This window comes from Sphingobacterium sp. xlx-130 (assembly GCF_011007405.1).
GTDB lineage: Bacteria > Bacteroidota > Bacteroidia > Sphingobacteriales > Sphingobacteriaceae > Sphingobacterium > Sphingobacterium luzhongxinii.
In genome coordinates this window covers 1-24,894 of sequence record NZ_WFKN01000003.1, presented here as the reverse complement: position 1 = coordinate 24,894, position 24,894 = coordinate 1, and the positions used below count along the sequence as shown (strand labels likewise).

Annotated in this window: 16 protein-coding genes and 1 pseudogene; 13 read left to right on the top strand and 4 right to left on the bottom strand. The window is 41.1% G+C overall.

What is annotated here, in order from left to right:
- The first annotated feature begins 345 nt into the window (after window positions 1-345).
- Both G7B18_RS03325 and G7B18_RS03320 read left to right on the top strand, forming a co-directional pair.
- Entirely contained in the window at window positions 346-525 is a 180-nt protein-coding gene (locus tag G7B18_RS03325; protein WP_164108397.1) for a hypothetical protein, read from the top strand.
- Between the two features lie 1,231 nt (window positions 526-1,756).
- A complete protein-coding gene (locus tag G7B18_RS03320) occupies window positions 1,757-1,993 on the top strand; it encodes a hypothetical protein (RefSeq protein WP_164108399.1) in 237 nt (78 codons plus the stop codon).
- A 170-nt stretch (window positions 1,994-2,163) separates the two neighbouring features.
- Here G7B18_RS03320 and G7B18_RS03315 read toward each other — a convergent pair whose 3' ends face one another.
- The 4 genes and pseudogenes from G7B18_RS03315 to msrA form a co-directional block, all read right to left on the bottom strand.
- Window positions 2,164-3,876, bottom strand: coding sequence for a RagB/SusD family nutrient uptake outer membrane protein (locus G7B18_RS03315; RefSeq protein ID WP_164108400.1), 1,713 nt, complete (start codon window positions 3,874-3,876; stop codon window positions 2,164-2,166).
- A 17-nt stretch (window positions 3,877-3,893) separates the two neighbouring features.
- Window positions 3,894-7,166 carry a SusC/RagA family TonB-linked outer membrane protein gene (locus tag G7B18_RS03310; protein ID WP_164108401.1) on the bottom strand — a complete coding sequence of 1,091 codons (3,273 nt, stop codon included), beginning with the start codon at window positions 7,164-7,166 and terminating at the stop codon, window positions 3,894-3,896.
- Between the two features lie 409 nt (window positions 7,167-7,575).
- Complete coding sequence (gene msrB, locus G7B18_RS19380; protein ID WP_205600165.1) at window positions 7,576-8,064, bottom strand: peptide-methionine (R)-S-oxide reductase MsrB; 489 nt, start codon at window positions 8,062-8,064, stop codon at window positions 7,576-7,578.
- Between the two features lie 24 nt (window positions 8,065-8,088).
- Window positions 8,089-8,556 (bottom strand): annotated as a pseudogene (gene msrA, locus G7B18_RS19375) (peptide-methionine (S)-S-oxide reductase MsrA); the annotation flags it as partial.
- 489 nt (window positions 8,557-9,045) lie between these two features.
- On the opposite strand from msrA, the gene G7B18_RS03300 reads away from it, so the two are divergent.
- The 11 genes from G7B18_RS03300 to G7B18_RS03250 form a co-directional block, all read left to right on the top strand.
- Window positions 9,046-10,491, top strand: a complete 1,446-nt coding sequence (locus G7B18_RS03300; protein WP_240452759.1) for a sulfatase family protein — start codon at window positions 9,046-9,048, stop codon at window positions 10,489-10,491.
- A gap of 661 nt (window positions 10,492-11,152) precedes the next feature.
- Window positions 11,153-12,601 (top strand): sulfatase, encoded by a 1,449-nt coding sequence (locus tag G7B18_RS03295; protein ID WP_164108404.1) that lies wholly within the window; start codon window positions 11,153-11,155, stop codon window positions 12,599-12,601.
- 119 nt (window positions 12,602-12,720) lie between these two features.
- Complete coding sequence (locus G7B18_RS03290) at window positions 12,721-13,521, top strand: alpha/beta hydrolase (RefSeq protein ID WP_240452758.1); 801 nt, start codon at window positions 12,721-12,723, stop codon at window positions 13,519-13,521.
- Window positions 13,522-13,664: 143 nt separating this feature from the next.
- Window positions 13,665-15,047, top strand: a complete 1,383-nt coding sequence (locus tag G7B18_RS03285; RefSeq protein ID WP_164108405.1) for a TrkH family potassium uptake protein — start codon at window positions 13,665-13,667, stop codon at window positions 15,045-15,047.
- 4 nt (window positions 15,048-15,051) lie between these two features.
- The gene (locus G7B18_RS03280) at window positions 15,052-15,729 is read left to right on the top strand and encodes a potassium channel family protein (protein ID WP_164108406.1); all 678 of its coding nucleotides are present in this window, start codon (window positions 15,052-15,054) and stop codon (window positions 15,727-15,729) included.
- Between the two features lie 139 nt (window positions 15,730-15,868).
- The gene (locus G7B18_RS03275) at window positions 15,869-17,320 is read left to right on the top strand and encodes a sulfatase-like hydrolase/transferase (protein WP_164122067.1); all 1,452 of its coding nucleotides are present in this window, start codon (window positions 15,869-15,871) and stop codon (window positions 17,318-17,320) included.
- 74 nt (window positions 17,321-17,394) lie between these two features.
- Complete coding sequence (locus G7B18_RS03270) at window positions 17,395-18,912, top strand: sulfatase family protein (protein WP_205600156.1); 1,518 nt, start codon at window positions 17,395-17,397, stop codon at window positions 18,910-18,912.
- Window positions 18,913-19,119: 207 nt separating this feature from the next.
- Window positions 19,120-19,509: a DUF1398 domain-containing protein gene (locus G7B18_RS03265; protein WP_164108408.1), complete on the top strand. Its 390-nt coding sequence runs from the start codon at window positions 19,120-19,122 to the stop codon at window positions 19,507-19,509.
- A gap of 1,371 nt (window positions 19,510-20,880) precedes the next feature.
- Window positions 20,881-21,873: a helix-turn-helix transcriptional regulator gene (locus G7B18_RS03260; protein ID WP_205600155.1), complete on the top strand. Its 993-nt coding sequence runs from the start codon at window positions 20,881-20,883 to the stop codon at window positions 21,871-21,873.
- A gap of 335 nt (window positions 21,874-22,208) precedes the next feature.
- The gene (locus G7B18_RS03255) at window positions 22,209-23,297 is read left to right on the top strand and encodes a hypothetical protein (RefSeq protein WP_164122066.1); all 1,089 of its coding nucleotides are present in this window, start codon (window positions 22,209-22,211) and stop codon (window positions 23,295-23,297) included.
- A gap of 89 nt (window positions 23,298-23,386) precedes the next feature.
- A partial coding sequence (locus tag G7B18_RS03250) for a hypothetical protein (RefSeq protein ID WP_205601697.1) occupies window positions 23,387-24,894 on the top strand: 1,508 nt, incomplete at its 3' end.

Below are 24,894 nucleotides of genomic sequence, written 5' to 3'. Positions count from 1 at the left end.
TTGGGTAGGTTGTGGATTAATGGATTTGCAGATGCGCGAGTACGAAGAGGAACATCGCGTTGGATAGCCTACCTCTCTAACCCCATCTAACCCTCTTTAATCAGGTTCATTTTCCTGCCTCTTTACGCCATATACTACCATTTTGGACAGGCCTCAGCTGTAGCTATCGCAAAGTTGATCTATCAACAAAAATTAAATATCATGGCAAAACAAAATTTTATGTTTGGTTTAGTTGTACCTGTGGCATTTGACCGCGCTACAGGAGATGTTTCCTGAAGTATTCCCATATTCGATCGGCAGCGTACCGCCACATTATTGCTCAGGGCTACACATAGGCGATTTAGAATGGCGACAGTAGAACAGACTCTGGATCCCTTTGACCGGGGAGTGCCCCGCAGAGACGCTTACGGTGAACCTACCGGTCGATTCGACCATAATGTTCTACATCACATGGAGGGGATTGATATGTTCCAACATATCAATGGGGTTTACTACCCTCTGATGGATAATCTGTACAATACCTGAGTATTGTTGTAGTCGATATTCCGTAGGTGAAGTGAGAGCGTGACGCAATAACAAGGTTAATGCGTCATTCATCACTTAGCTGATATCAAAATACAAACTGATCAAAACTAATAAAATGCCAATACTAATAACAACGAAATTAAGGTTTTTTATATTGTATAGAAAATCCATACTATAAATATTAAGCTTCTGATATTTATAGTTTTAATTATTTTATATTATTTTTTACTTTATCATAAAAGATTCTTCGAACTATAGATCTTCGGTGGCAGTACTCGATCTTGGCATCCTTACGGTGGCGGTATTTGGCTTACTGGTTGGTGTCGCCGCTATATTGTGCGGCCTTTGGTTGCAGGAGTTCCTGTGGCGGCCGTTCAGAGTATTCCGCCAACACTTTAAATAATCACTTTAATCAATTGACAGCATGGCAACAATCTTTATGTCTCGGTTTTCTTCTTGCTGCGCTATGCAGGGATAATGGTGATAGGAGTGATGTTTTAAAGACTCTTTATGTGCCTAAGTCACCGGCGCAGGGTGACTCCTTTTTGCTTGACTAAAAAGAAGGAAAAAGTCAAGGTTGTATTTCTTTGTGCTATTCTTTATCCAAGAACCTAAGCAAAATGGAACTCTCTCGATATATCGGGCTCAAACATCATTTTACTCTTAACGGTTCTTATTCTAAAGAATTAAGCAGTCAAAATACAAGGCCAGTTTATTCAGCTAGGATTATTAGTACTTCCTTTGTAAGCTGGTGTGCGCCCGTAAAGGGGGTATAATGAATGTTTTTTTGCAAAATCTAGGCTAGCGTTCAATAAGCCTATCATCAGCCAACTTATCCGCAAGGGAAACTAGATATTCAAAAAAGCCGACGTATTCGGTAACTACAGTGTCTATGCCAGGTGGATCAATCACTGTGGGACCGGTTAAAGAAAAAATGGTGTCGTATATACTCATCATCGAAGGTAATAGTAATAATAAGGTAGAATAGGAAAAAAGACATGTTTACATGGTGCATGGCAATGCGAAGTGGGTTTAGTTTACAATTAGTTGTCTATGGATGATATACCCCTGTTTTTTAACCAAATTAAATTTTGTTTTAATGTTTTTGTTTTTAATTTATACTTATTATCAGGACTTTATGATTTATTATATCAATAATATGTTTATGTTATTTTTAATTATATTAGCAGGTAATTCTGTCTATAGGATGAGCAAATAATCTCGTGAAAATATGTGTCAGGATCTACAAATCGAAGGTAGGTTGGCAATTAGTAAATCCTGGAAGCAACCTGTTGGTAGAGACAGTTTTTCTCGTTATTGGAAGTTTATAAGAGATACAGGCTTATATTTTCATCCCGATGAGGGGATGGGGCAATCCAGAAAAATCGCTTATATTGAACAAAAGAGCGTAGAAGTAAAGCAATCAGAATGTAAAACTTCTTGGGATAGTCTTGGTATCAAAAAATAGTAAATAAGGGAGCGACAGGCAGCGTAAGTCAATACGTAATTGGGATAGTGTATGGTGGACCCCCTGATTATTCTAATGATGTATGGGTATCGAAAATGGATGCAATAAATTGAGCCGATTATCTTTTTAATCGGCTCAATGTTAATTGTCAGTAGGCTGACTTCTCCTGTTTAATATTCTTTATGCTGTTTTAATGTGCCTCCGCTACGATCGATTTCGGTCTGTGGAATAGGGAAGTACGCATTATGGGGCTGATAGCTCAGGCCGCCGTAGTACGGCAGGTACTTAGCTTCAAAGGTAGAGTAGCTTTCAAGAATCTGCTTGGCAATGCCCCAACGTACCAAGTCGAAGTAACGATGGCCTTCTAGGGCAAGCTCTAGCCGTCGCTCCATCCGTACGGCATTGCGTGCGTACGATTGGTCTGCAAAGCTAGGGTAGGGCTTGACAAGATAGTCGGCAACGGCGATACCTCCCACCTGCTTGCGTGGCAGCGTGTTCGCGCGTTCGCGCACCATATTGACATACTTACGGGCTTTTTCTAGATCAGAGGCTTCAACGGCACACTCGGCAGCCATTAAGATCACATCGGCTAGACGTATGATATTGACATCTAATCCCGTGATATAGTTTTCGCCGGAAACAACATTTCCTGGAAACTGACTCTTTTTGATCATGGCCTTCATGCTGACAAAAGGACCTGCAAACGAGGCGTCGCGTATCCAGTCATCACCAGGCATGATTCCATAATCTAGGTAAGGTACACCCCGGCGGCCTACCGTATAGTCAAGACGGGGGTCTACTCGAAGTTTGACGTTAACAGTATAATCTGTTTTGTCTTTCCCCTCTAGTAGCATGTCTGATGTATAAGGATCTGTCCGGTATTCTCCATTTAGATAGGGGAGGCCGTTCGCATCGACTTTGTATACATTTGCTAGGTCAATTGTAGGTTGATAAAAGCCACAGCAACCTATTGGTGATGTGCCGTATAAGCCGCTTAGCATATCGCCTACATTAGCATTGTCGGCCGATCCGTTTGGATTGATGGCGTGCTTGGATACCATGATCGCTTCTGGACCATCTTCCTTGTCGATGTCAAAATTGTTTTGGAATGGCATGCTAAGAAGATCTTTGCCGCTTATCACCTCCTCAAATAAAGGTAAAGCGAGATCGTGTTTACCTTGGTAGAGGTAGAGCTTGCCCAGATAAGCTTTCGCTATGTTTTTGTCCATTCTTCCGGACTCACTCTTGAATTTGGTCATAGGAAGGTTATCGACCGCAAATTTGATGTCTGCTATGATCTTGTCATAAATATCGGTATCGTTTGGTTTTACTTTTGCCTCATCAGATGTTGTGTTTTCATCGATATAAGGTAGGTTTTTGAAGACTCGCCATAGAAAGAAATAATAGTGTCCCCGTAGCATCTTGCTCTCTGCTTCTATTTCTATTGCTCGCTGCGCGGAGATATCTTTAGCGCCGTTTTGATCCTGTTTCAGTAATTTTAAGGTAGAGTTACAACGGTTGACCCCTTCGTAGTACACCTGCCACATAGTCAGCAGTTGATCATTGGTGGAGCTAGGCTTCAATGATTCCAGGTTGTTCATTGCCGGTTGATCCTTTTCATCCGACCCCTTATGTGCATTGTCAGAGGTTATTTCACCGAATACCCATTGGCTAGGAGCAGAAGCATAGTTGCCCCATGAACCGCTTACGTTGCCATTCATGATTCCGTACGCTCCTAATAATAAGGATTCTACACCATTTCCGTTCACGATCTGTTCGCCATATAGTTCGCCTTGAGGTACTTTGTTTAGAAAGTCTTTGCCGCAGCTGCTTAATAATAGGGTGGCCGATAGTATCGTTATATATAGTTTTCTTTTTTTCATGACTTTATATTTTTTTATTAAAACCCTAAATTCAATCCTAATAAGTACTGACGCGATTGAGGGTATACCCCTAGGTCTACGCCAATGGCTGGGTAATCGCTCGGTGTTGCGGTCACTTCGGGATCGAACCCATCGTATTTGGTAATGGTAAATAAGTTGGTGACTCCGGCATAGATGCGTAATTTTCCTAGATTGCTGTTCTGTCCAAATAACGTTTTGACGGGTAGTGTATACCCGATCTGGAAGTTCTTCATTTTTAAGAAACTACCGTCTTTAACATAATAGCTCGATGTTGCAGATTCGTACTCCGATGGTTTATTCGTTAAAGAAGGCATACTAGAGTTGGGGTTTTCAGGGCTCCAAGCATTAAGTAGTCGAGTGCTGCGTGCTCCATTAAAAGTGCCGAAATCAGTAAAATAAGCAGTCGCGTCAAAGACATCATTGCCTTGAGAACCATAGAAAAACAGCGCTAGATCCCATTTTTTATAAGCCGCATTTACGGATAGAGAATAGATAAAGTCAGGATGTGGGTTGCCGATGATGGTACGATCGGCTGCATTGATTACGTTGTCTCCATTTCGATCAACATATTTCAAGCCTCCGGGGCGGGCTTTCTCATCGGCGTAATTAGGAGAGTTCGCGACATCGGTGGCATCTTTATATACCCCTGCTACCTGATAACCGTAGAATGCACCAAAGACCTCTCCAGGTTTTAGGATGGTTGTCTCAAGGGCTCTGAACTTACCGTAGTTTTGTTGAGACACAGATGGTGCTAATGCAACGACTTCATTTATATTCTTACTAAAGGTACCTGTCAGATCTAAGGTAAAATCTTTTTGCTGTCTATGTCCATAATGGTATCCAAGAGAAAGCTCGACACCATGATTGCGCATGTCCCCGATGTTAATATAAGGAGAAGTGGCACGTCCAACTGCTGTGGCTGGTTGAGGTACCCTAAAAAGCATATCTTGCGTCTTTTTGTCGTAGTAATCGAAGGTACCGTCGATATCACCGTTTAATAGGGTAAAGTCTAATCCGATGTTAAAGGCGTTGACCTGCTCCCATTTGACATCTTCGTTGGCATAATGGCTCTGCCATAGCCCGCTCTGTACTTTGCCTCCTATGGGATAGGAAGAATGAGTAATAGAACTCGCATAGCGGGCTATGTAATTGTTGGCAGGTATGCGTTGATTGCCTGTCACTCCATACCCCGCTCGTATTTTTAGATCTTCAAGCCATGAAACAGATTGCATAAACTGCTCGGACGAAATACGCCACGCCCCGCTGATACCCGGGAATGTGCCGTATTTGTTGTTGGGGCCAAAATTGGATGAACCATCTCTCCGTACCGTGGCACTTAGGATATAGCGATCATCGAAGCTATAATCAACCTTCCCGAAAATAGAAAACAAAGAGCCTACAGATCCGGTACCTGTATTACCAAAGGCTTCAGTACCTGCATTCAGATAGAAATAATCCAAGCTCTCTAAGGTGAAAAAACTATTTCTACTACCTGAGATGTCTCTGCTGTTACTGTTTATCGCTTCTGTACCGGCGAGGATGTTTAAACTGTGTTTATCAAACCTCTTGTTGTAGGTTAAGGTATTGGTCCAGGTCCATTCCGTGTTGTAGCCTTGGCTCTCACTCATTGAGTTATTGGAGTATGAACCTTCTGAAAACTCAGGATTAGGATAGGTGATAGATATACCTCCCCAGTTTTCGTAGCGCAAACCAAAGCTTGTTCGCCCTGTAAGGCCTTTGATGATGTCGACCTCGCCAAAGGCATTGCCAAAGAAGAAATTACTTTTGTTGACGTTGTCTTTGCCTCTATAGGCTTCGGCTACGGGGTTCCGGGCATTACCAAGGTCTTTACCTTTACTACCGGCAAAGTTGCCACCTTCGTCATAGACTGGTATAATGGGTTGTGCGCGAAGAGCCCATCCGACGATACTGGCATCTCCCATGTATCCTCCTGCTGCGTTGGGATTTACACCCATACCTACCCCTTTGGTAAAGCTGTATTGCATGTTCTGACCAAAACGCAACTTATTGTCAAAAGCTTTGAATTGGGTGTTGCTACGTACATTGAACCGTTCAAACTGAGAGTGGATAATAGTTCCTTTTTGATTGAGATACCCTCCCGACATGGCGTAGGTCGCATTATCTCCTCCTCCTGTGGCCGATAGCTGATAGCTTTGTGTCGGTGCGGATCTGGAGACTTCGCGGAGCCAGTCTGTTCCTTCTTTATTGGCTTTGGTTATCTGATAAAAACTGGACTGGTCCCGAGAATAATTGTAAAGCGACATGTCTACATCAGCGGGAGTGATGTCGTGTGATGTTTTGGCTCCGGCAAGTAGGTAATCCGGCAATTGTAGGTTGGTACCATGAATCTTATTGTTCATATCGTAAACCTGCTGCGGTGTCATCATTTTTGGATAACGGCTATATTGTGGGGTTTGGATACCGCCATATACATCGAGGTTGATCTGTGGTTTTCCGGAACTTCCTTTTTTAGTGGTGATGATGACTACACCATTATTGGCGCGTGATCCGTATATAGACGCGGCAGAGGCATCTTTAAGTACCTGCATGGTCTCGATATCATTGGGATTGAACCAGCTTAATTTTCCCTCGTAAGGCACACCGTCTATAACATAAAGTGGCTCATTATTGTTGATCGTACTATAGCCCCTGATTTTGATCTGCGGAGTCGAGCCTGGAGCACCGTCATTGACAATCTGTACACCAGCGGCTTTACCTTGCAGGGCTTCCACCGCTGTGGCAGTAGGCTGGGCTTTGAGCTGTGCTACATCGACAATAGCGACAGAACCAGTGAGGTCCTTCTTACGTTGGGTGCCGTAGCCCGTTACAACGACTTCTTCCAAGCTGCTGGCATCAGATACCAGCTCGATCTGTAAGCTGCCTGTGCCGGTAGGAACAGCCCTTCTTGCGGTTTCGTAACCAATGTAACTGATCTCAATTAAGTCATTTGGAGCGGCTTTGAGTTGGAATGTACCTTGATCGTTGGTCGAGGTTGCAATAGACTTGCCGACAACTTTAATGGTTACTCCGGCCAGCGGGGCCTTCGTAGCACTATCTTTGACGGTTCCTTCGATCTCATTTTCTTGGAAGATAAGGTGTACATTCATAACTAGGTCTGTAGAAAGTGCAGGGACTGCTAGTAGCGGATTACCGATGAGAAGCAGTGCGCCGGACATCAGGAGGCTTCGCCGTAATGTCTTCTGGACTGCAACAACACGAACAGTTTTAGTTTTTGGTTGTTCAATCATAATTGTGTTTTGATGTTTATAAGTACTCGATTACAATGATCTAGATCACATGCATTAGTTGTTCATAAAATTAAGATGTAGAGATAGGTCTCAGTGGTAAAACATTCTCGCTGAGTAAATGTTTTGGTTTTCTGAAAATTTATTTGAAAATAGAGGTAATTATAAAGTTGTTTTGTTAACTTATTGCTGACTAGTGGGTTACTTTTTGTTTTTGTTTCATGGTTTTTTTGCGCTTAGCATGCCAACAAAAGGTAAAGGGAGAATTGGAGGAAAGGATGAAAGAGATCAGCACCTATGGCCTGCAGATCGATATTAAGCCGATGTAGGAGGGTGATTGAAGGCTTGGGCGAGGTTAAGAGGGATGATTTAAGAACAATGCCCGGCATATTTGATGCCGGGCATTGTTCTTTTATTTCTTTTCCAAGAGTGGTAGGTACTTTTCGTAACCCTCTGCTTTCATTTTTTCTTTGGGTACAAACTTGAGTGAAGCGCTGTTGATGCAGTAACGTAATCCTCCCTTGTCTGCTGGACCGTCATTGAATACGTGACCAAGATGGGCATCACCAGTTTTACTCCGCACCTCTGTACGGCGCATACCGTGGGAGTTGTCCGACACCTCTTCAATAAGACTATTGCTGATCGGCTTGGAAAAAGCTGGCCATCCGCAACCGGAATCAAATTTATCGGTCGAGATGAATAAAGGTTCTCCCGTAGTTACGTCTACATAAATGCCTTCCCTGAATTCGTTGTCATATTCATTGTTAAAAGGACGTTCGGTCGCATTATTTTGCGTTACCTCATACTGCAGCGGAGTAAGTGTCTTTTTCAATGTCTCTTTGTCCGCTTTCTTGTAGGTTGCCGCTGGAGCTGGATTGGCTTTGCGAGCCAGTTCAAACATTGCCGGTCCTATGTGGCAGTACCCGCCAGGATTTTTATCAAGGTATTTTTGGTGATAGGTCTCTGCATCGTAATAGTTTTTTAAGGGTTCTGCTTCAACGACAATCTCGGTGCTGTATTGCTTCTTTAATTCGGCAAGTAGTTTCTCAATAACAGGTATATCCGCAGTATTGGTATAATAGATTCCAGTACGGTACTGCGTACCTATGTCATTACCTTGCTTATTAAGCGTGGTAGGATCGATGGTCTTAAAGAATAAGTCGATCAATAGTTTTAGATCAATTACCTCTGGGTCATAGCTCACCTTGACGGTTTCCGCAAATCCAGTATTGCCGGTGCAGACCTCTTTATAGGATGGGTTTTCAGTGTTTCCATTGGCATAGCCAACTTCAGTCGCAGTGACGCCGCGTACCTGCTTGAAGAAATGCTCGGTGCCCCAAAAGCACCCCCCTGCAAAATAAATAACCTGATTGTGCGTATTTGTAGTATCCATAGTATTTGGGTTTGACGATTTTAAATCCGATGTCTTCTGCGAAAAGCCGATTTTACTGAGTAAAAAAATGCTGACCGCAAGGGCCGTGAGTGCTAATAGCTGTTTCATATACTAAGTAATTATTTATGAGCGTTTATCAATCTTTCGGTTGTGTACAATAGCTCCACTTCCTAGTAATGTACAAAGATAATGCCTTGCTGCGTGTTTTCCGCTTAAAAATGTTGATGAAGGGGCAGGATAAACTCTTTTTACAATAGTACGACTAACAGCAGCGCTTATGGCTATCAGATTTTTTTAATTAATACCGTTTTCTTATTATCTATCCGGTCTTGTTGAGCGTACTTTTTGCGTTACACAATCGATTGATTTACTGTGGTTGTAAAATAAAATCAATAAAATATTTTATTTTTAGAACTACTATACTTGATTTGTAACGTAATTATGAACAGACATTTTTTTTCAATTAGCGTGTTTATTCGGACTGTGTTTATGTTGATACTAGCATCTTCAAACAGTTTATTGGCACAAGTACAAAAAGATCGACCCAATGTAATTATGATCTATGTCGATGATCTTGGTTACGGAGATCTTAGTTGCTATGGGGCCAAAGCCGTACATACTCCGAATATCGATGCATTGGCAGCAAATGGTTTACGGTTTACGCGAGGCCATACCACATCGGCTACGTGTACACCCTCTCGATTTGCCCTGATGACAGGTGAATATCCTTGGAGAAAACCAGGGCGTAATATTCTACCAGGGGACGCGGCACTTATTGTACCTGTTGATAAGATTACGTTGCCGAAGGTTTTTAAGAACGCAGGTTATAAAACTGCTATCGTTGGAAAGTGGCATCTAGGTCTTGGCGACAAAGTGGATAAAGATTGGAATCAATCCATCAAACCAGGGCCTAATGAGGTGGGGTTCGATTATTCTTTCATCTTTCCGGCTACTGCAGATCGTGTTCCCACGGTATTTATGGAAAATCATGAGGTTATCGGATTGGATAGCTATGATCCTATAGAGGTGAGTTACAAAGGTAAAATTGGAAACGAGCCTACTGGAAAAGAAAACCCTGAGCTCCTCAAGTTACAGTCTTCTGTGGGGCATAATCATACTATCGTAAATGGGATCGGACGTATCGGTTATATGTCCGGAGGGAGACAATCTCGATGGACAGATGAAGAATTGGGTGCAGCTTTTTTGAAAAAGGCCCAGGATTTTATCAACGAAAATTCAAATGATCCTTTCTTTTTATATTTTGCGCTGCACAATATTCATGTACCTAGAATGCCTGCTACAATTTTTAAAGGATTAAGTCCACTAGGATATAGAGGAGACGCTATCCTGGAGTTGGATTGGTTGGTTGGACAGATCACAAAACAGCTTAAGGAACTTGGCTTAGCTAATAATACGATGATCATATTCAGTAGCGATAATGGCGCAGTGCTGGACGACGGTTATGCCGACAGAGCGGTCGAGTTAAATGGTAAGCACCGACCGAATGGTGTGCTTCGTGGCTGGAAGACTGATGCCTACGAAGGGGGGACTCGTGTTCCTTTTATTATCAGCTGGCCGAAAGGTATCAAACGCGGCGTTTCCGATGCCTTGGTCTGTCAGATAGATTTTTTATCTAGCTTTGCCAGTCTGTTCAATCAGCAATTGCCAAAAGGAGAAGCCTCCGATAGTGAAAATATGTTGAATGTATTTTTAGGCAAGTCTACTACAGGTCGCGAAGTATTGGTACAGGAAGGGTATAGTAATCTAGCTATTGTTAAAGGTGATTGGAAATATATTCCGGCGCATCGAAAAAAGGGAGAGGAGTTATATAATTTAGCAAAAGATATCTCCGAACAGCATAATCTGATTGATAGATATCCAGATAAGCGTAAAGAATTGGAATCTTTGTTGATACAAGAACAAAACAGGCGTTAAATAAAGCGATTTTGTGTACTTAGTTGCTTAACATGAACAGATCTGCTTTATTTTTTTTGATTTTGTTGATCAGACTAGAAATGGGATTGACCCAAAATAGCGATGCCCCAAATATTATTTGTTTTTGGCAGATGATATGGGTTGGCAGGATAGGCTAGGGGGACCTCATAGACACAATTTGTCGTTGAACAGTGGAAAATTCTGCTTATGAAAGAGGGGTGCGTGTACCTATGGTTATTTCTTGTCTCGGTCGGGTGCAAGCAAATACACAATCCGACCAACGGAAAGAATTATTTTTTGTGGTTGTAAAATACTGTTCCAATAGTAAGGTACGTGCTCTCAATTCGGAGCATTGGCCCTGAACACTTCGAGTGACGGCATAAAAAGGGAAGGCCGAAGAGTATGCTGTCATAACCTTACGTAGTATTACTATCGAAGGAAGAGGAACATTCGAATTAACACGATTAGAAAGGCCATTTATTGTATTTGACGAGGATGGAGAAACCTTATGGCCACTATGGCTATCTAGGATACTGCAAAAGATAAATCAAAAATTGCCCGTGCTCAAAACAATAGTTTTTGTTTGGATTTTGCCTTGACAGAACATGCGGAAAATCAGTGATGTTATCCAGATAAATAATATATTTACAAACGATTTAAGATGAGGATATTAGCATTTTCTTTTTTAGTCTTTAGTTTTTTTATTACGATTACTGTTTTTGGTCAAAAGAACGGTAGTAAACCCAATGTGCTATTTATTATTGCCGATGATCTAAATGTCTCGGCATTAGGTGCGTATGGCAATAAGGTGATGAATACTCCCGCAATCGATCAGTTAGCAAGGGAGGGGATTGTTTTTAATAGAGCCTATTCCCAGTTTCCGGTCTGTGGTCCCTCGCGTGCTTCATTGATGTTTGGGTATTACCCCTCCGCAACTGAAACCTACGGTTATGTCAGCGGAAGAGAACAGGTCGGCTCTGATCGCTTTTCGATGACGCAGTGGTTTAAACATCATGGGTACTATACGGCGCGTGTAGGCAAGATTTTTCATATGGGAGTTCCTATTGATATCGAAAAGGGAACGGATGGAGAAGATGATCCAGATTCCTGGACGGAACGATTTAACTCCCAAGGGCCAGAATGGCTATCGGAAGGGAAGGCAGAGTTGGTACAGAATAACCCAGATGGAACTATTGAGCGAAAAGGTGGCAATGTAATGACAATTGTTAGGGCTGCAGGAGATGATTTGGTACAGGCAGATGGTAAGACCGCTCAAAAAGCGATTGAATTAATCAGAGAACATAGGAACAAACCTTTTTTTATCGCAGTAGGTTTTGTAAGGCCGCATGTACCATTTGTAGCACCGGAGAAATATTTTGCCGATTATCCTTGGGAACAGATTGTCCCGCCAGCCATAGTGGATAATGATTGGGCAGACATTCCTAAAGCCGGAATTAATTATGTGACCACTCAAAATGCACAAATGGACGTGACACAAAAGAAGAAGGCCATAGCGGGATATTACGCTTCAGTGTCTTTTGTTGATAATCAGGTCGGCAAGATTATGGACGCCTTAAAAAAGGAAGGATTAGAAAAGAATACGATTGTAGTTTTCGTATCGGATCACGGTTTTCATCTCGGCGAGCATGATTATTGGATGAAGGTTAGCCTTTTGGAAGAGTCTGTACAGATTCCGATGATTATTAAAGCTCCGAAGACTTCCCCAGGAAAGACTGAATCGTTTGCCGAGCTGGTAGACATGTATCCGACGCTTTCGGAATTGGCGGGATTGCCGATACCGGGTAATATTCAAGGGAAGAGTTTGAGCCCTGTATTGAAGAATCCTAGACGCTCTGTAAAAGATGCGGTTTTTTCGGTTTCAAAAAATGGAAAGTCCTATCTGTTTAGAAATGATAGATGGGCTTATATACAGTATGGCGAACAAGGAGAATCTGGGATAGAACTATACGATATGTACCAAGATCCGAGACAATTTACGAATCTGGCAATACAACCTGGGTACGAAAAAGTCTTGATGGATCTTCGTACTCAATTGAAAGCCAAGTTGGCAGAAGTACGAAATAATGATTTAGGAAAAGATTATAGGTAGTTGTAATCTAAAAGATATTAATTGTATTTTTCGCAATTACATCAAAATAACTTGTTACAGATAAGCAGACTTGTAATTACTTTATAGGCTTTTACTGTTTTTAAATTAAGCCATTTTTTATGATGAAAGAAATTCTTATTGTATTTTTCCTGCTTTCTTCTATTGTTTCCTATGGACAGGGGATATCATATCGCATTGAAAAGGATGTTAGATATACTAATGGACAAACAGATTATGAAGTGGAAAAATGTAGACTCGATTTTTATTATCCTGAAAATAAAGAAGATTTTACTACGCTAATATGGTTTCATGGAGGAGGGTTGACTGGAGGTGGAAAGCAGTTGCCGGATTATTTATTGAACAAAGGCATTGCCATCATTGGCGCAGGCTATAGACTCGCACCTAAAGTAGATGTGGTAGACATTCTTGAAGACGCCGCCGATGTCGTGAAATGGGCATTTGAAAATGTGGAAAAAGTGGGCGGCAATAAAAGTAAAATTGTTGTAGGAGGAATATCTGCGGGAGCATATCTTTCGCTTATGATTGGTTTAGATAAAAATATACTCGCAGGGAGAGGGATTTCTGCGGATAGTTTGTTGGGGGTGGTGTCGTTTAGTGGGCAGACTATAACACATTTTACCGCAAGAAAGCAAGCTGGAATTAACGGGCTTCAGCCAGTAATAGATAAGTTGGCTCCTTTGTATTGGGTAAGAAAAGACGCCCCCAAAGTACTTCTTATTACCGGAGATCGAGAGTTGGAGTTAATGGGTAGGTACGAAGAAAATGCTTATTTATATCGTATGTTAAAGTTAGTCGGACATACTAACGTAAGCATTTTTGAATTGGACGGCTATGGACATGATATGGAATACCCAGCATATCCAATATTGTTGAAGAAAATCGAGGAATGGAGTAAGTGACCAATATTCAAGCTGAAACTCCCCAGCAGCAAAGGCTCGTAGTCAATCAATTTTAGGAGCCTATTCTTAAATTTATCTGGACGATAACTTTAATCCATTCATAAAAAGAGTTTGTTTTTATACTTTTGTTATTAAATTAGCACGTGATTCGAAAACGTCTATTTAATCCCGCGCAATTATTTATTTCCAGCTTTCTGGCGCTCATTCTTTTTGGAACTATATTGTTGAAGCTTCCTGTTGCACTAGAGAAGCCCCTATCCTGGCTAGATGCTTTATTTACGGCCACTAGTGCGGTGTGTGTCACAGGATTGGTCGTGGTTGATACCTCTACTCACTTTACGATATGGGGACATGCTTTCATTATGCTACTTATCCAGGCTGGGGGTATTGGTATCTTGTCATTTGCCGGATTGTTCGCGTATTTTCTCAAAGGTGGAAGTAGTTATGAGAACCAATTGGCTATACGTGACTTCTCGAATACCGAGCGTCTGGGAGAAGTTTTTGTTCTCTTGAAACGAACTATATTGATCACATTTGGTATAGAGCTAGTGGGTGCCGCCACTATTTTCTGGAGCTTGAGGGACGTAAGTAATATGGGAATCCTGGAGAAAGCTTTCACGTCTTTATTCCATGCGGTTTCTTCTTTCTGTAATGCAGGATTTTCTACGCTGCCCTTGGGCTTGATGGATAGTGCCGTGGTTCACAATTATGGTTTTCAACTGGCTGTAGCCTGCATTTATATTTTTGGCGGACTAGGATTTCCCATTGTTATAAACATGCTTAAATACTTCAAGCATGTGGTGAATAGATTATTAAAAAAATGGACTTTGAACGAAAATTACTACCGTCCTTGGATCATGACGATCAATAGTAAGATCAACCTGATTACTACGGGATTGATTACGGCTATTGCGACTCTTGTATTGTATGTTAATGAATACGGGCATGTACTAGCTGGACATGACGGGATCGGTAAGTGGGTAATAGCCTTTGCTACAGCTACTACACCGAGGACCGCAGGGTTTAACAGTATTGATTTTTCGCAGCTTCATTTTTCTAGTATTCTTTTTGTTATGCTGCTGATGTGGATCGGTGCTTCTCCAAATTCTACAGGAGGAGGAATCAAGACCAGTACATTTGCAGTAGCTGTACTTAATGTTTGGAGTTTGGCTCGAGGCAAAAATAGAACCGATGTCTTTCGTCGAGAGATAGCTGCGATTTCTATACAGCGGGCTTTTGCAACCATGTTCTTGTCTTTGATGGTCATCGGATTGGCCGTGTTTGGTATTTCTTTTTTTGAACAGGACAGACCGCTGCTAGATATTGCTTTTGAATGCTTTTCGGCTTACAGTACGGTTGGATTATCGCTAAATGTTACAGCAGGCCTAATGACGGGCAGCAAGATAATTTTAGTTCTGCTCATGTTTGTTGGGCGAGTAACGATGCTTTCCGTATTGATAGCATTTGTAAAAAAAGTAAATTATGTACAGTACAAATATGCTCCAGAAGAGTTAACAATATATTAAGAATATGAAGTTTATAGTCATAGGTTTAGGGAATTTCGGAGCATCGCTCGCCGAGAAACTAACCCTTCAGGGTAATGAAGTAATAGGGGTAGACCGTCGTCTTGAAAAAGTAACTGCACTTAAAGAGAAGATAACACATACCGTATGTTTAGATGCTACCGATGAGGTGGCGTTCTACTCTTTGCCACACAAAAATACAGATGTGTTTGTCGTAGCAATAGGGGAAGATGAAGGGGCGAATATTATGGTTACGGCATTATGTAAAGAGGCTAACGTCAAAAGGTTGATAAGTAGGGCTGTAAATCGGCTACATGAAAAGGTGTTGGGTGCTTTGGGAGTATCCGAAATCGCCCATCCGGAAGAAGAATCGGCGGAACGATGGTCAAAACGGTTGTGTATGTCGGGGCTTGTAGATTCATTTGAGTTGAATAGCAACTACTCCATTGTGGAGGCTGTAGTGCCCGAAAAATATGTCGGAAAAACAATACAAGAAATTGGATTCCGCGAACGATATGAACTGCTTGTATTGACTATTTTGAAAAGTACGGAGAAAGAAACAACATTTGGTAAAAGTGTTGTAACTACTGTTTTGCATGGTATACCCAAACCAGATACAAAGTTAGAACAAGGAGATATTTTAGCTATTTATGGTTATAACGATCACATAAAAACATTTTTATAAAGCATTTTCTTCCGATTTTAAAAATAGTTTTCTATTTCACGGACCCCAATCATTCCGTTAGATATACTTTTTTCAGTTTCGGGAAATAGAAAATCTTCTTTAATTTTAAGGCAATCAATTGCTTACTTATCAAAAAGACATGAACATACTTTATATCAAAAGCTTTTTAGTTACGTTGTTGTTTTTAATTCACCTCATCAGTACATCGTTGATGGCACAACATAAAAATGTACTTATAATTTATAGCGATGATCAAAGTTATAATACGATCAGAGCATTAGGAAATAATGAAATACATACGCCCAATCTGGATAAATTAGTCAGGCAAGGTACAAGTTTTCGCCAGGCTCATGTGATGGGAGGACACCATGGGGCCATATGTATGCCCAGTCGTATTATGATGCTAACCGGTAGGTATCTCAACAGGCTGCCAGATGATGGTGCAGTAGTGCCTGATAGTATTGTGGGATTGCCCGAAGCTTTGCGCCAGCGAGGTTATACCACTTTTCACTGTGGCAAATGGCATAGCGACAAAACGTCGCATCATCGTTTTTTTAGTGCAGGAAGTGAGCTGTTTTTTGGAGGTATGCATTTTGAAGAAAGTGGAGGACAGTTTCATCCTTACGTATACGATTACAATAGGGAAGGCAAATACCCTAAAGATGCTGGTCGTAAAAGCGATACCTATAGTACAGAATTGTATGCGAATGCTGCGATCCGTTTTTTGGAAAGTAAAACTGCGCATGAGAAGCCTTTTCTATGCTATGTAGCCTTTACTTCTCCCCATGATCCTCGCACACCGCCTCCGGCTTTCAAGGGGATGCATATTGCTACGGAAATAACATTGCCACCAAACTTTTTACCAGTACATCCATTTGATAATGGCGAATTAAAGGTGCGTGACGAATTGTTACTGCCACATCCGCGTACGGAAGAGGCAGTCAAGGAGCAAATTGCGCTTTATTATGATATGATCAGCGAGATGGACGCACAGGTGGGGCGGATTCTTGACGCGTTAGATAAAGCTGGATTAAGAAATAATACGCTTATAGTTTTTGCGGGTGATAATGGTTTGGCTGTAGGACAGCATGGGCTCTTGGGCAAGCAGAATCTGTATGAGCATAGTATTCGTGTCCCCCTTATATTCTCTGGCCCAGGTGTGCCAAAAAATAAAGTGTCTAATGCGTTTAGCTATCTCAGTGATATCACGCCGACAGTATACGATTGGTTGGGAGCTGTACAGCCTGCGACTGTGGAAGCAAAAAGCTTAATGCCAATCTTCAAAAATCCAAAATCTCACATACGTAAAAATATTTATAACATTTATGGTCATTGGAGCAGAAGTGTGAAAACTCCGGAAGGGTATAAGCTGATTGCCTACAACGTGAATGGTAAGAGTCGTGTTCAGCTTTTTGATTTGAAGAAAGATCCTTGGGAAATGAATGATTTGGCGAATAGACCGGAAGAACAGAATCGTGTCCGACAATTGTGGGATTTGCTGAAAGAGGAGATGCAAATTGCCCATGATGATCTTGATATCGATAAGTCTAACTGGGGCAGAAAACCTGGTCAGAAATCTTTTGGTAGTTAGTTTTTGTTGCAGAGGTTATTGTACGTATATATAACCCCAAAGCCCAATCGAGTTATCTGAATAACGAATACACCATGAATAAAATCGTCAATTATATCGTAGTTTTACTTTTAGTCATACTGGGCAAAATCGATGTGTCAATGGCTCAGCGTGAGGATTTTCCTAATATTATCTACATCCTGGTAGATGACTTAGGGTATGGGGATATTAGTAGTTTTAACAATAGATCTAAAATACAGACACCTTTTATAGACAAGTTGGCTAGCGAAGGAATGCGATTTACCGATGCTCACAGCAATTCCTCATTATGCACTCCAAGTCGATACGGTATCTTGACGGGTAGGTATGCTTGGCGGTCTAAGCTTCAGAACGGTGTATTGTGGAGCTATGATAAGCCGTTGATAGAGGAATCACGACCTACGGTAGCTTCGTTGTTAAAAAGAAACGGTTACCATACAGCCTGTATTGGGAAATGGCATCTTGGACTTGAATGGAAGAGAGATCAAGCAGATGAAGTTCTCCTTACCGAGCCTATCACCGGAGGTCCATTGGAAAAAGGGTTTGATTATTTTTATGGAATATCTGCTTCATTGGATATTCCGCCTTATGTATATATCCGTAACGATAGAGTTACGACAAAATTGATCGATACGATTGCTAAAAATGAGGGAAAAGGTTTCTGGAGAGCAGGACCTATCGGTGACGATTTTAAGCATGAAGAAGTTTTGGACAGATTGGCTGATGAAGCGGAGAGTTATATTCGGGAACGAAGTAGCTCGGCGCGTCCATTTTTCTTATACCTATCGTTAACCTCACCACATACACCTATATTGCCCAGTGCAGACTTTATTGGTAAAAGCGGGTTGAACGCTTACGGAGATTTTGTATTGATGACCGACGCTATAGTCGGTAGGATTATGGTGCTGCTGGGGGAACTCAATATTGATAAAAATACACTTATTGTCTTCACAAGTGATAACGGATTTGCTCCTGCCGCAGATTTGGAAGAAGCCTTACGTTTGGGGCATCAGCCCAGTGGCATATACCGTGGTACTAAGTCCGATATTTATGAAGGCGGGCATCGGGTTCCGTTTATAATGAATTGGCCGGCGCAGATCGCTGCGGGGAGTGTGAGCGACAAAATGGTGAGCCACACGGATTTTATGAGTACCTGTGCAGATATAATGGGGGTAAAGTTGCAAGACAATGAAGCCGTGGACAGCTATAGTATACTGCCTTTGATGAAGCCTGATGTGGGGAAGCACTATTTGAGAGATCATGTCATCCTACATTCCGGAGATGGTGTTTTTGCGATTCGTAAAGGGGAGTGGAAGCTTATTTTCGGAGCCGGTTCAGGAGGGTGGAGTTATCCGACAGCGAAGGACTTAGAAGGTGTAAAGTTGCCTGATTTACAGCTTTATAACATGTGTATAGACCCGTCGGAAACAAAGAATTTGGTCGATAGCCATCCAAAAACCGTAGCAGTACTTACAGAATTATTAAGACAGTATATTACCGATGGACGAAGCACAGAGGGCACGAAGGAAAAAAACGAGGCGGACGTAAATGTGGTTTATAAGCCTAAAGGTTAGGTAGTGCAATTACTGAAACTAGTCTTGTTTAAATTGACCTGAGGTGATAATTCCAGACCTATACAATCTGTAGTCAATGTCGTGATGAGCGGAAATTTAGCAGGAGCCATGATTAATCATCAATTGACAATAGAAACATTTTAGCTGTTTTGGTATTAGAATTGTGCATACTTCAACAAATCGGTTAACAACTAAAATTATATCAGAGTGTTTACAGTAGAACAAATCGAAGCAGCCCATAGTAAGGTGAAATCAGGTGCTGAGTTTCCTGTTTACGTTAAAGAAATCAAGACAATAGGTGTTACACATTACGAAGCCTATGTTTCGGACGGTCATATCAATTATTACGGTGCCGATAATTACATGGCACAGGTACCTGCAGCCTATGAAGCGTTATCTATTGCTGACACCGCCAATAGTGAAGAATTCAAAAACGTGCTGGTGGCTCATCAGAAAGGCAAAACCGATTTCATTACCTTCATTAAAATGTGTGCGGATTGTGGCATTGAAAAATGGACAATCTGTATGGACAAAATGACCTGTACCTATTACGGCAAGACAGGAAGCAAAATTCTGATCGAACAGATTACTCGCTAGTCACAGTAATCTACAGGAGTCTGTCTAAAAAGGTCTCAAAAAAAGAGAACCCCGTCGTTAATTGAAAAAACGGCAATTGTTGTAAGTTTGTAGCTTTCAATAACGATGTCACTCATAGTTGAAAGCCGCTTTTCTATTCACCCCATAGAACAAATAAATAGTGACGACCAACTGAGTTCTGTCCAAGACCTGACTTTGTTCGGTCTTGACTCTACCAAAACCCGGTGAATCCCCGATGAGTCCCCGATCACCATCGGGGACTCATCGGGGATTCACCAGAAGTTCATCGGGGAAAAGTGGTATTTGATCAGGTCTTGGTAGTTGCCAAGGAGGGTCTTTCTCTGCTTATTCGTTGCTTTTTGGTTGCTTTTCATTTGGTCTACAACTAAGGAACAACCGAAGAACAGGCATGCGAATAGCGGGCCAAGTGCCTACAATGCTCAGAGAAAGGACTACGGATAGATAATGCTTCTGTAAGCTGTGACGATCCATCTGACCGGAGAGTCGCTGCTGCTTCGTACGGGCCGTATTCGCCACTCGTTCAGTAAATGTCTATCGATTCTCTGTCTATTCCCGATCTATTCTCTATGTATTCCTTAGGGAAAAGGTAGAGAATCATAAGGCAGAAGATACAAAAGTTACGAAGCTGTTGCGAAGCAGTTCCGAACAAGGTATGGATAAGCAACGGGTAAAACACAGATCAAATAAGGATTCGGCACATAGCAGGATGACCTGTATTGTCATTGGATCTACTTTGTATTTGTTCAAAAAATAACCGCTCGCGGTGCTATAAGGGGAATTAGAGATAGCGAAAAGCTACGCGAAATGGGTATTTTGTTTTATCAAAGTAAATGGGATAAACTTATTTAATGGTTTCCTGTATCTTATTCTTTATAAATCTCTTCCGTAGATGCTAATGTGTGGGGATTTATTATCAATAGATTACACCAAGATCTAAACCACGGAAAAATTGGAGGCAAGTAACTGTAAAAATTAAGAAGAGTAATAAGCTTGATTACCAGTATTTAATTACTTGGGTATATTACAAAGGGTATATTTTGCTTGCATTTAAATTAGACGGTCTATATTACCATGGAGTAGTGTTTTTAAATGTGTCTACGTGTTATAACACGTAGTTTTTTAGTTTGTTGTGTTCAGTCAATTTATTGAATTTGTTCTGTTTAATTCTTATTTTTGCAAAAATTGCACCAAGCTAATTTTAGGATCTTTAATAAGTTAACATAGATCTGTGTTTCTGGGAAAGCCATTTTCACGAAATACACCAAGCTACCAAAGTATATTGAGTTGTCTGTCAGAGGATTGACTTGACGTATTGAAAAACAAAATATATAATTCATAAAAAGTGAAATTATGGGAATTCGGAGGTTTTGGAGAGCTATTTCAAATCGAAATATAGCAAGGGATGTCGACAAATTAACTGCAATTGATTACAAGATATTGAATCAATATACGGTACTTGTTTCAGGAGTTTTCTTAATTGACGCCTTTAGGGACTTATATTTTGGGAATACGATAGATTTTTTCGTTCTTTTTGTATTAGGTATTGGTCTTCTGTTATGGTTTTTGTTTGTCCCCATAAAAGTTCGTGCACTTCCTGTTTTACTATATATTATATTTATAGTTTGTATTCTTTTAGTTTTTTATTTCTCCTGTCGGGCGGGTTTCAATAGTGGGTTGACTGCATATTATTGGGGGCTATTATTTATGACTTTATACACTTTTGGGGAACGGAAGTTGATTTTGTATTGTGTGTCAATATTTGTTTTAGTTTTTGTTCTGTTCTATATAGGTCACCATTACGACTTCGCATTATTTAACATGAATGATACACCGGTTTCTGAAAAATTAAGGAAGAATCATCGATTGGTCACTTTTATTCAGATACTGGTTCTTCTAGGTTTTTACGGGTATTTTGTTAATCAAAAAAATAGAATGACGGTAAGGCTGTACGAAGAAGCGATAAAGAGTAAGAATATTATTTCTGATCTCAATCGAAGGTTGGAATCTAGCGGATGCAAATCCCAGATTGAAGATGTCGTAAAGCTTGCTATGGAAGATGATATTGCTTTTGTTCCAAAGTTTAAGTTAGTGTTTCCTGATTTCTACACAAATCTTCTCCAGATTAATCCCAATATGACTACAGATGAATTCAAAACTTGCTCTTTGCTGAAATTAGGGTTCACTACTAAAGATATCGCGGAATACTGTAATCTTGCTGTTCGCTCAGTACAAACTAAGAAAAATAGATTGCGGAAGTCTTTTGATATTCCTTCTGATGAAGATTTGTACTGCTGGATAGAGAAAATAGAAACCTGCAAACCTACTGTCGAAGCCCCATTTTGATAGAATGAGTTTATGTGATAAATAAATAGGACTAGTATCAAAACGGTATTGTCCTTGCTGCACATGGTGTATCGATCAATATCACTAATACCTTTTTTGATCAATTTGTATCTTTAATATTAATTACTTTAATGTTTAATCAATTGATTTTTGCCGGTGATTATCTGCTGATGTATCTATGTAGTATTTATATGTAGTACCTAAGATGTACCCGTATTTTAACAACTAATTCTAAGACTTTTCATTTTTGTGAAATTAACAGTTGAAGCGATTTAAACATCGTTATTTGATTGTGGTAAATTATTAACACATCGATGGTTGAAATTAGTTAAAATATGAAAAAGGCAATTATTACATTAGGAATAATTTTGTATTCTACGTTTATTTTTGGGCAGGTATCTATTGGTGCTTCCGAACCAGAGGCATCAGCGATTCTAGACTTGAACATAAATGCACTGAGTAGTAAAAAAGGTTTCCTGGGACCAAGGGTGGGTTTATCTTCTAACACGGATATAATAACAATTCCAAATCCAGCTGTTGGGCTTATGATATTTAATACGGGAACTGGAGCACTAAAAGCAACAGGATATATGTATTGGAGTGGTACTGAGTGGAAGTTGTTCAGTAGTATAAGCACAGTTAACCCGATAATAGGTGAGCTACGTTGTTCAGAAGCGAAGCTCTCTCCAGAAAGTTATGAGAAAGATGTACCATATTCTGGTACAATGACTATTCCGTATAGCGGAGGAAATGGCGGAGCTTATCCCGCAGGTGCGCCAATTGCTTCTACTGGGGTCACTGGACTCACAGCAACGCTACAGGAAGGGGTCTTATCGCATGGTAATGGTTATATCACTTATTCGGTTACAGGGACTCCTAATGGGTCGACACCAGAGAAAGCTACTTTTGCTGTCCCTTCGATGTTTGGAGTTTCAAGTTGTTCGGCGTCAGTTGGAGGTAAAGTACTCGCTATTGGAGAGGCTATTACTTCCATCTATTCCATACCTGTTTCTGTCGGTAGTGTGGGGTCATTCATTTTGGGAGATTATGTAACGGCAAATGGACTTGCTCCATTACCCACTATAGATGGGTTAGAGATTAATTTGGCAGGCGTCAATACGGGTTATTATGACCCTCGGATATATAATCGTCTGACCTCAGTACAGTTGGTTAGTTATCAGACGTTTGCTACACAGGTCCTTGAGAATGAAACCAATTTGAATATCTCGCTTAATCCCGGAAGCTATCTCCAGGTTGACGCGAATAATGTAGTTCTTTGGACGACTAATCTCGCTGAAGTAGAAACAACGAATTTGCAGGTGCAGATCGATATGAATACCTATAGATGGTATGAGTTTAAATGGTGGTGTATGAGGGTGGTAAATGATTTTAAAGTTTTTTTAAGCGTTAAACGGGTTGCGTAAATAGGAACTATGCTTAGTTAATAAGGAATTTATAGCTCTTAGATTTTGAACCTTTTATCAGATTCTATCGAGTAAAAATATATGGAATTATGAAAATAAAATATTTTGGTTTAGCAATCATTTTGACCTTAATGGTTTCTGTTTCTACTGCTCAACAAAAGCTTTCTGATGGCACTGACGGGGGAGGAATTGCGGTCAATGCTGATGCAATTTTGGATCTAGCTAGTAAGAATAAGGGGCTGCTGCACACACGGGTAGCTTTGGAATCCTCTTCAAGTGAACGTCCTCTAACAGCACATGTGGCTGGAATGATGGTGTATAATACAGCCAAGAGAAATGATGTAGTGCCGGGAATCTATTATAACAATGGTGTTCGTTGGGTTTTAGCTTCAGCGGGAACGGCAACATCGATAACCTATGACCCGATAACTTTTGAGATCTCATTTATCGATCAAAATGGAATCCCTATAACAATCGATTTTAAAGGGATCGTCAAGAGGAATGAGACAGTGACGACGTTTACCTCTCTAGGAGAAGGCAAATATAAATACACCTCGGAAGACAGTACGGTCACTGTCATCAATGTACCTGCCGATATTATCCAGAACTTCGAGGATATCCTTAACAATACGGATGTTACGAACCAGATCACGGAGCTGATCAAGGAGATCGGCGGCAATGTTTACTATGACGGTACGACATTGACCTATCTTGACGATTCGGGGGTTAGCCAGACAATGGATATCTCGACGATCATCAAGGGGAATGAGACAGTGACGACGTTTACCTCTCTGGGAGAAGGCAAATATAAATACACCTCGGAAGACAGTACGGTCACTGTCATCAATGTTGTAGGCGATGTTACCGGCAATGCAGGTGATATCTTTTCCAACACGGATGTGGTGAACGAGATCAAGAACCTTATCAGTGGTAACGAGACGCTGACCAGTATTGTTTACGATGCTACAGCGAAGACCCTTACCTACAAGGATGAGGACAGTACGGCTACGGTCCTGAACCTGGTTGATTTGGTGGGTGATGCAGAGACAGTGACGACGTTTACCTCTCTGGGAGAAGGCAAATATAAATACACCTCGGAAGACAGTACGGTCACTGTCATCAATGTACCTGCCGATATTATCCAGAACTTCGAGGATATCCTTAACAATACGGATGTTACGAACCAGATCACGGAGCTGATCAAGGAGATCGGCGGCAATGTTTACTATGACGGTACGACATTGACCTATCTTGACGATTCAGGGGTTAGCCAGACAATGGATATCTCGACGATCGTCAAGGGGAATGAGACAGTGACGACGTTTACCTCTCTAGGAGAAGGCAAATATAAATACACCTCGGAGGACAGTACGGTCACTGTCATCAATGTACCTGCCGATATTATCCAGAACTTCGAGGATATCCTTAACAATACGGATGTTACGAACCAGATCACGGAGCTGATCAAGGAGATCGGCGGCAATGTTTACTATGACGGTACGACATTGACCTATCTTGACGATTCAGGGGTTAGCCAGACAATGGATATCTCGACGATCGTCAAGGGGAATGAGACAGTGACGACGTTTACCTCTCT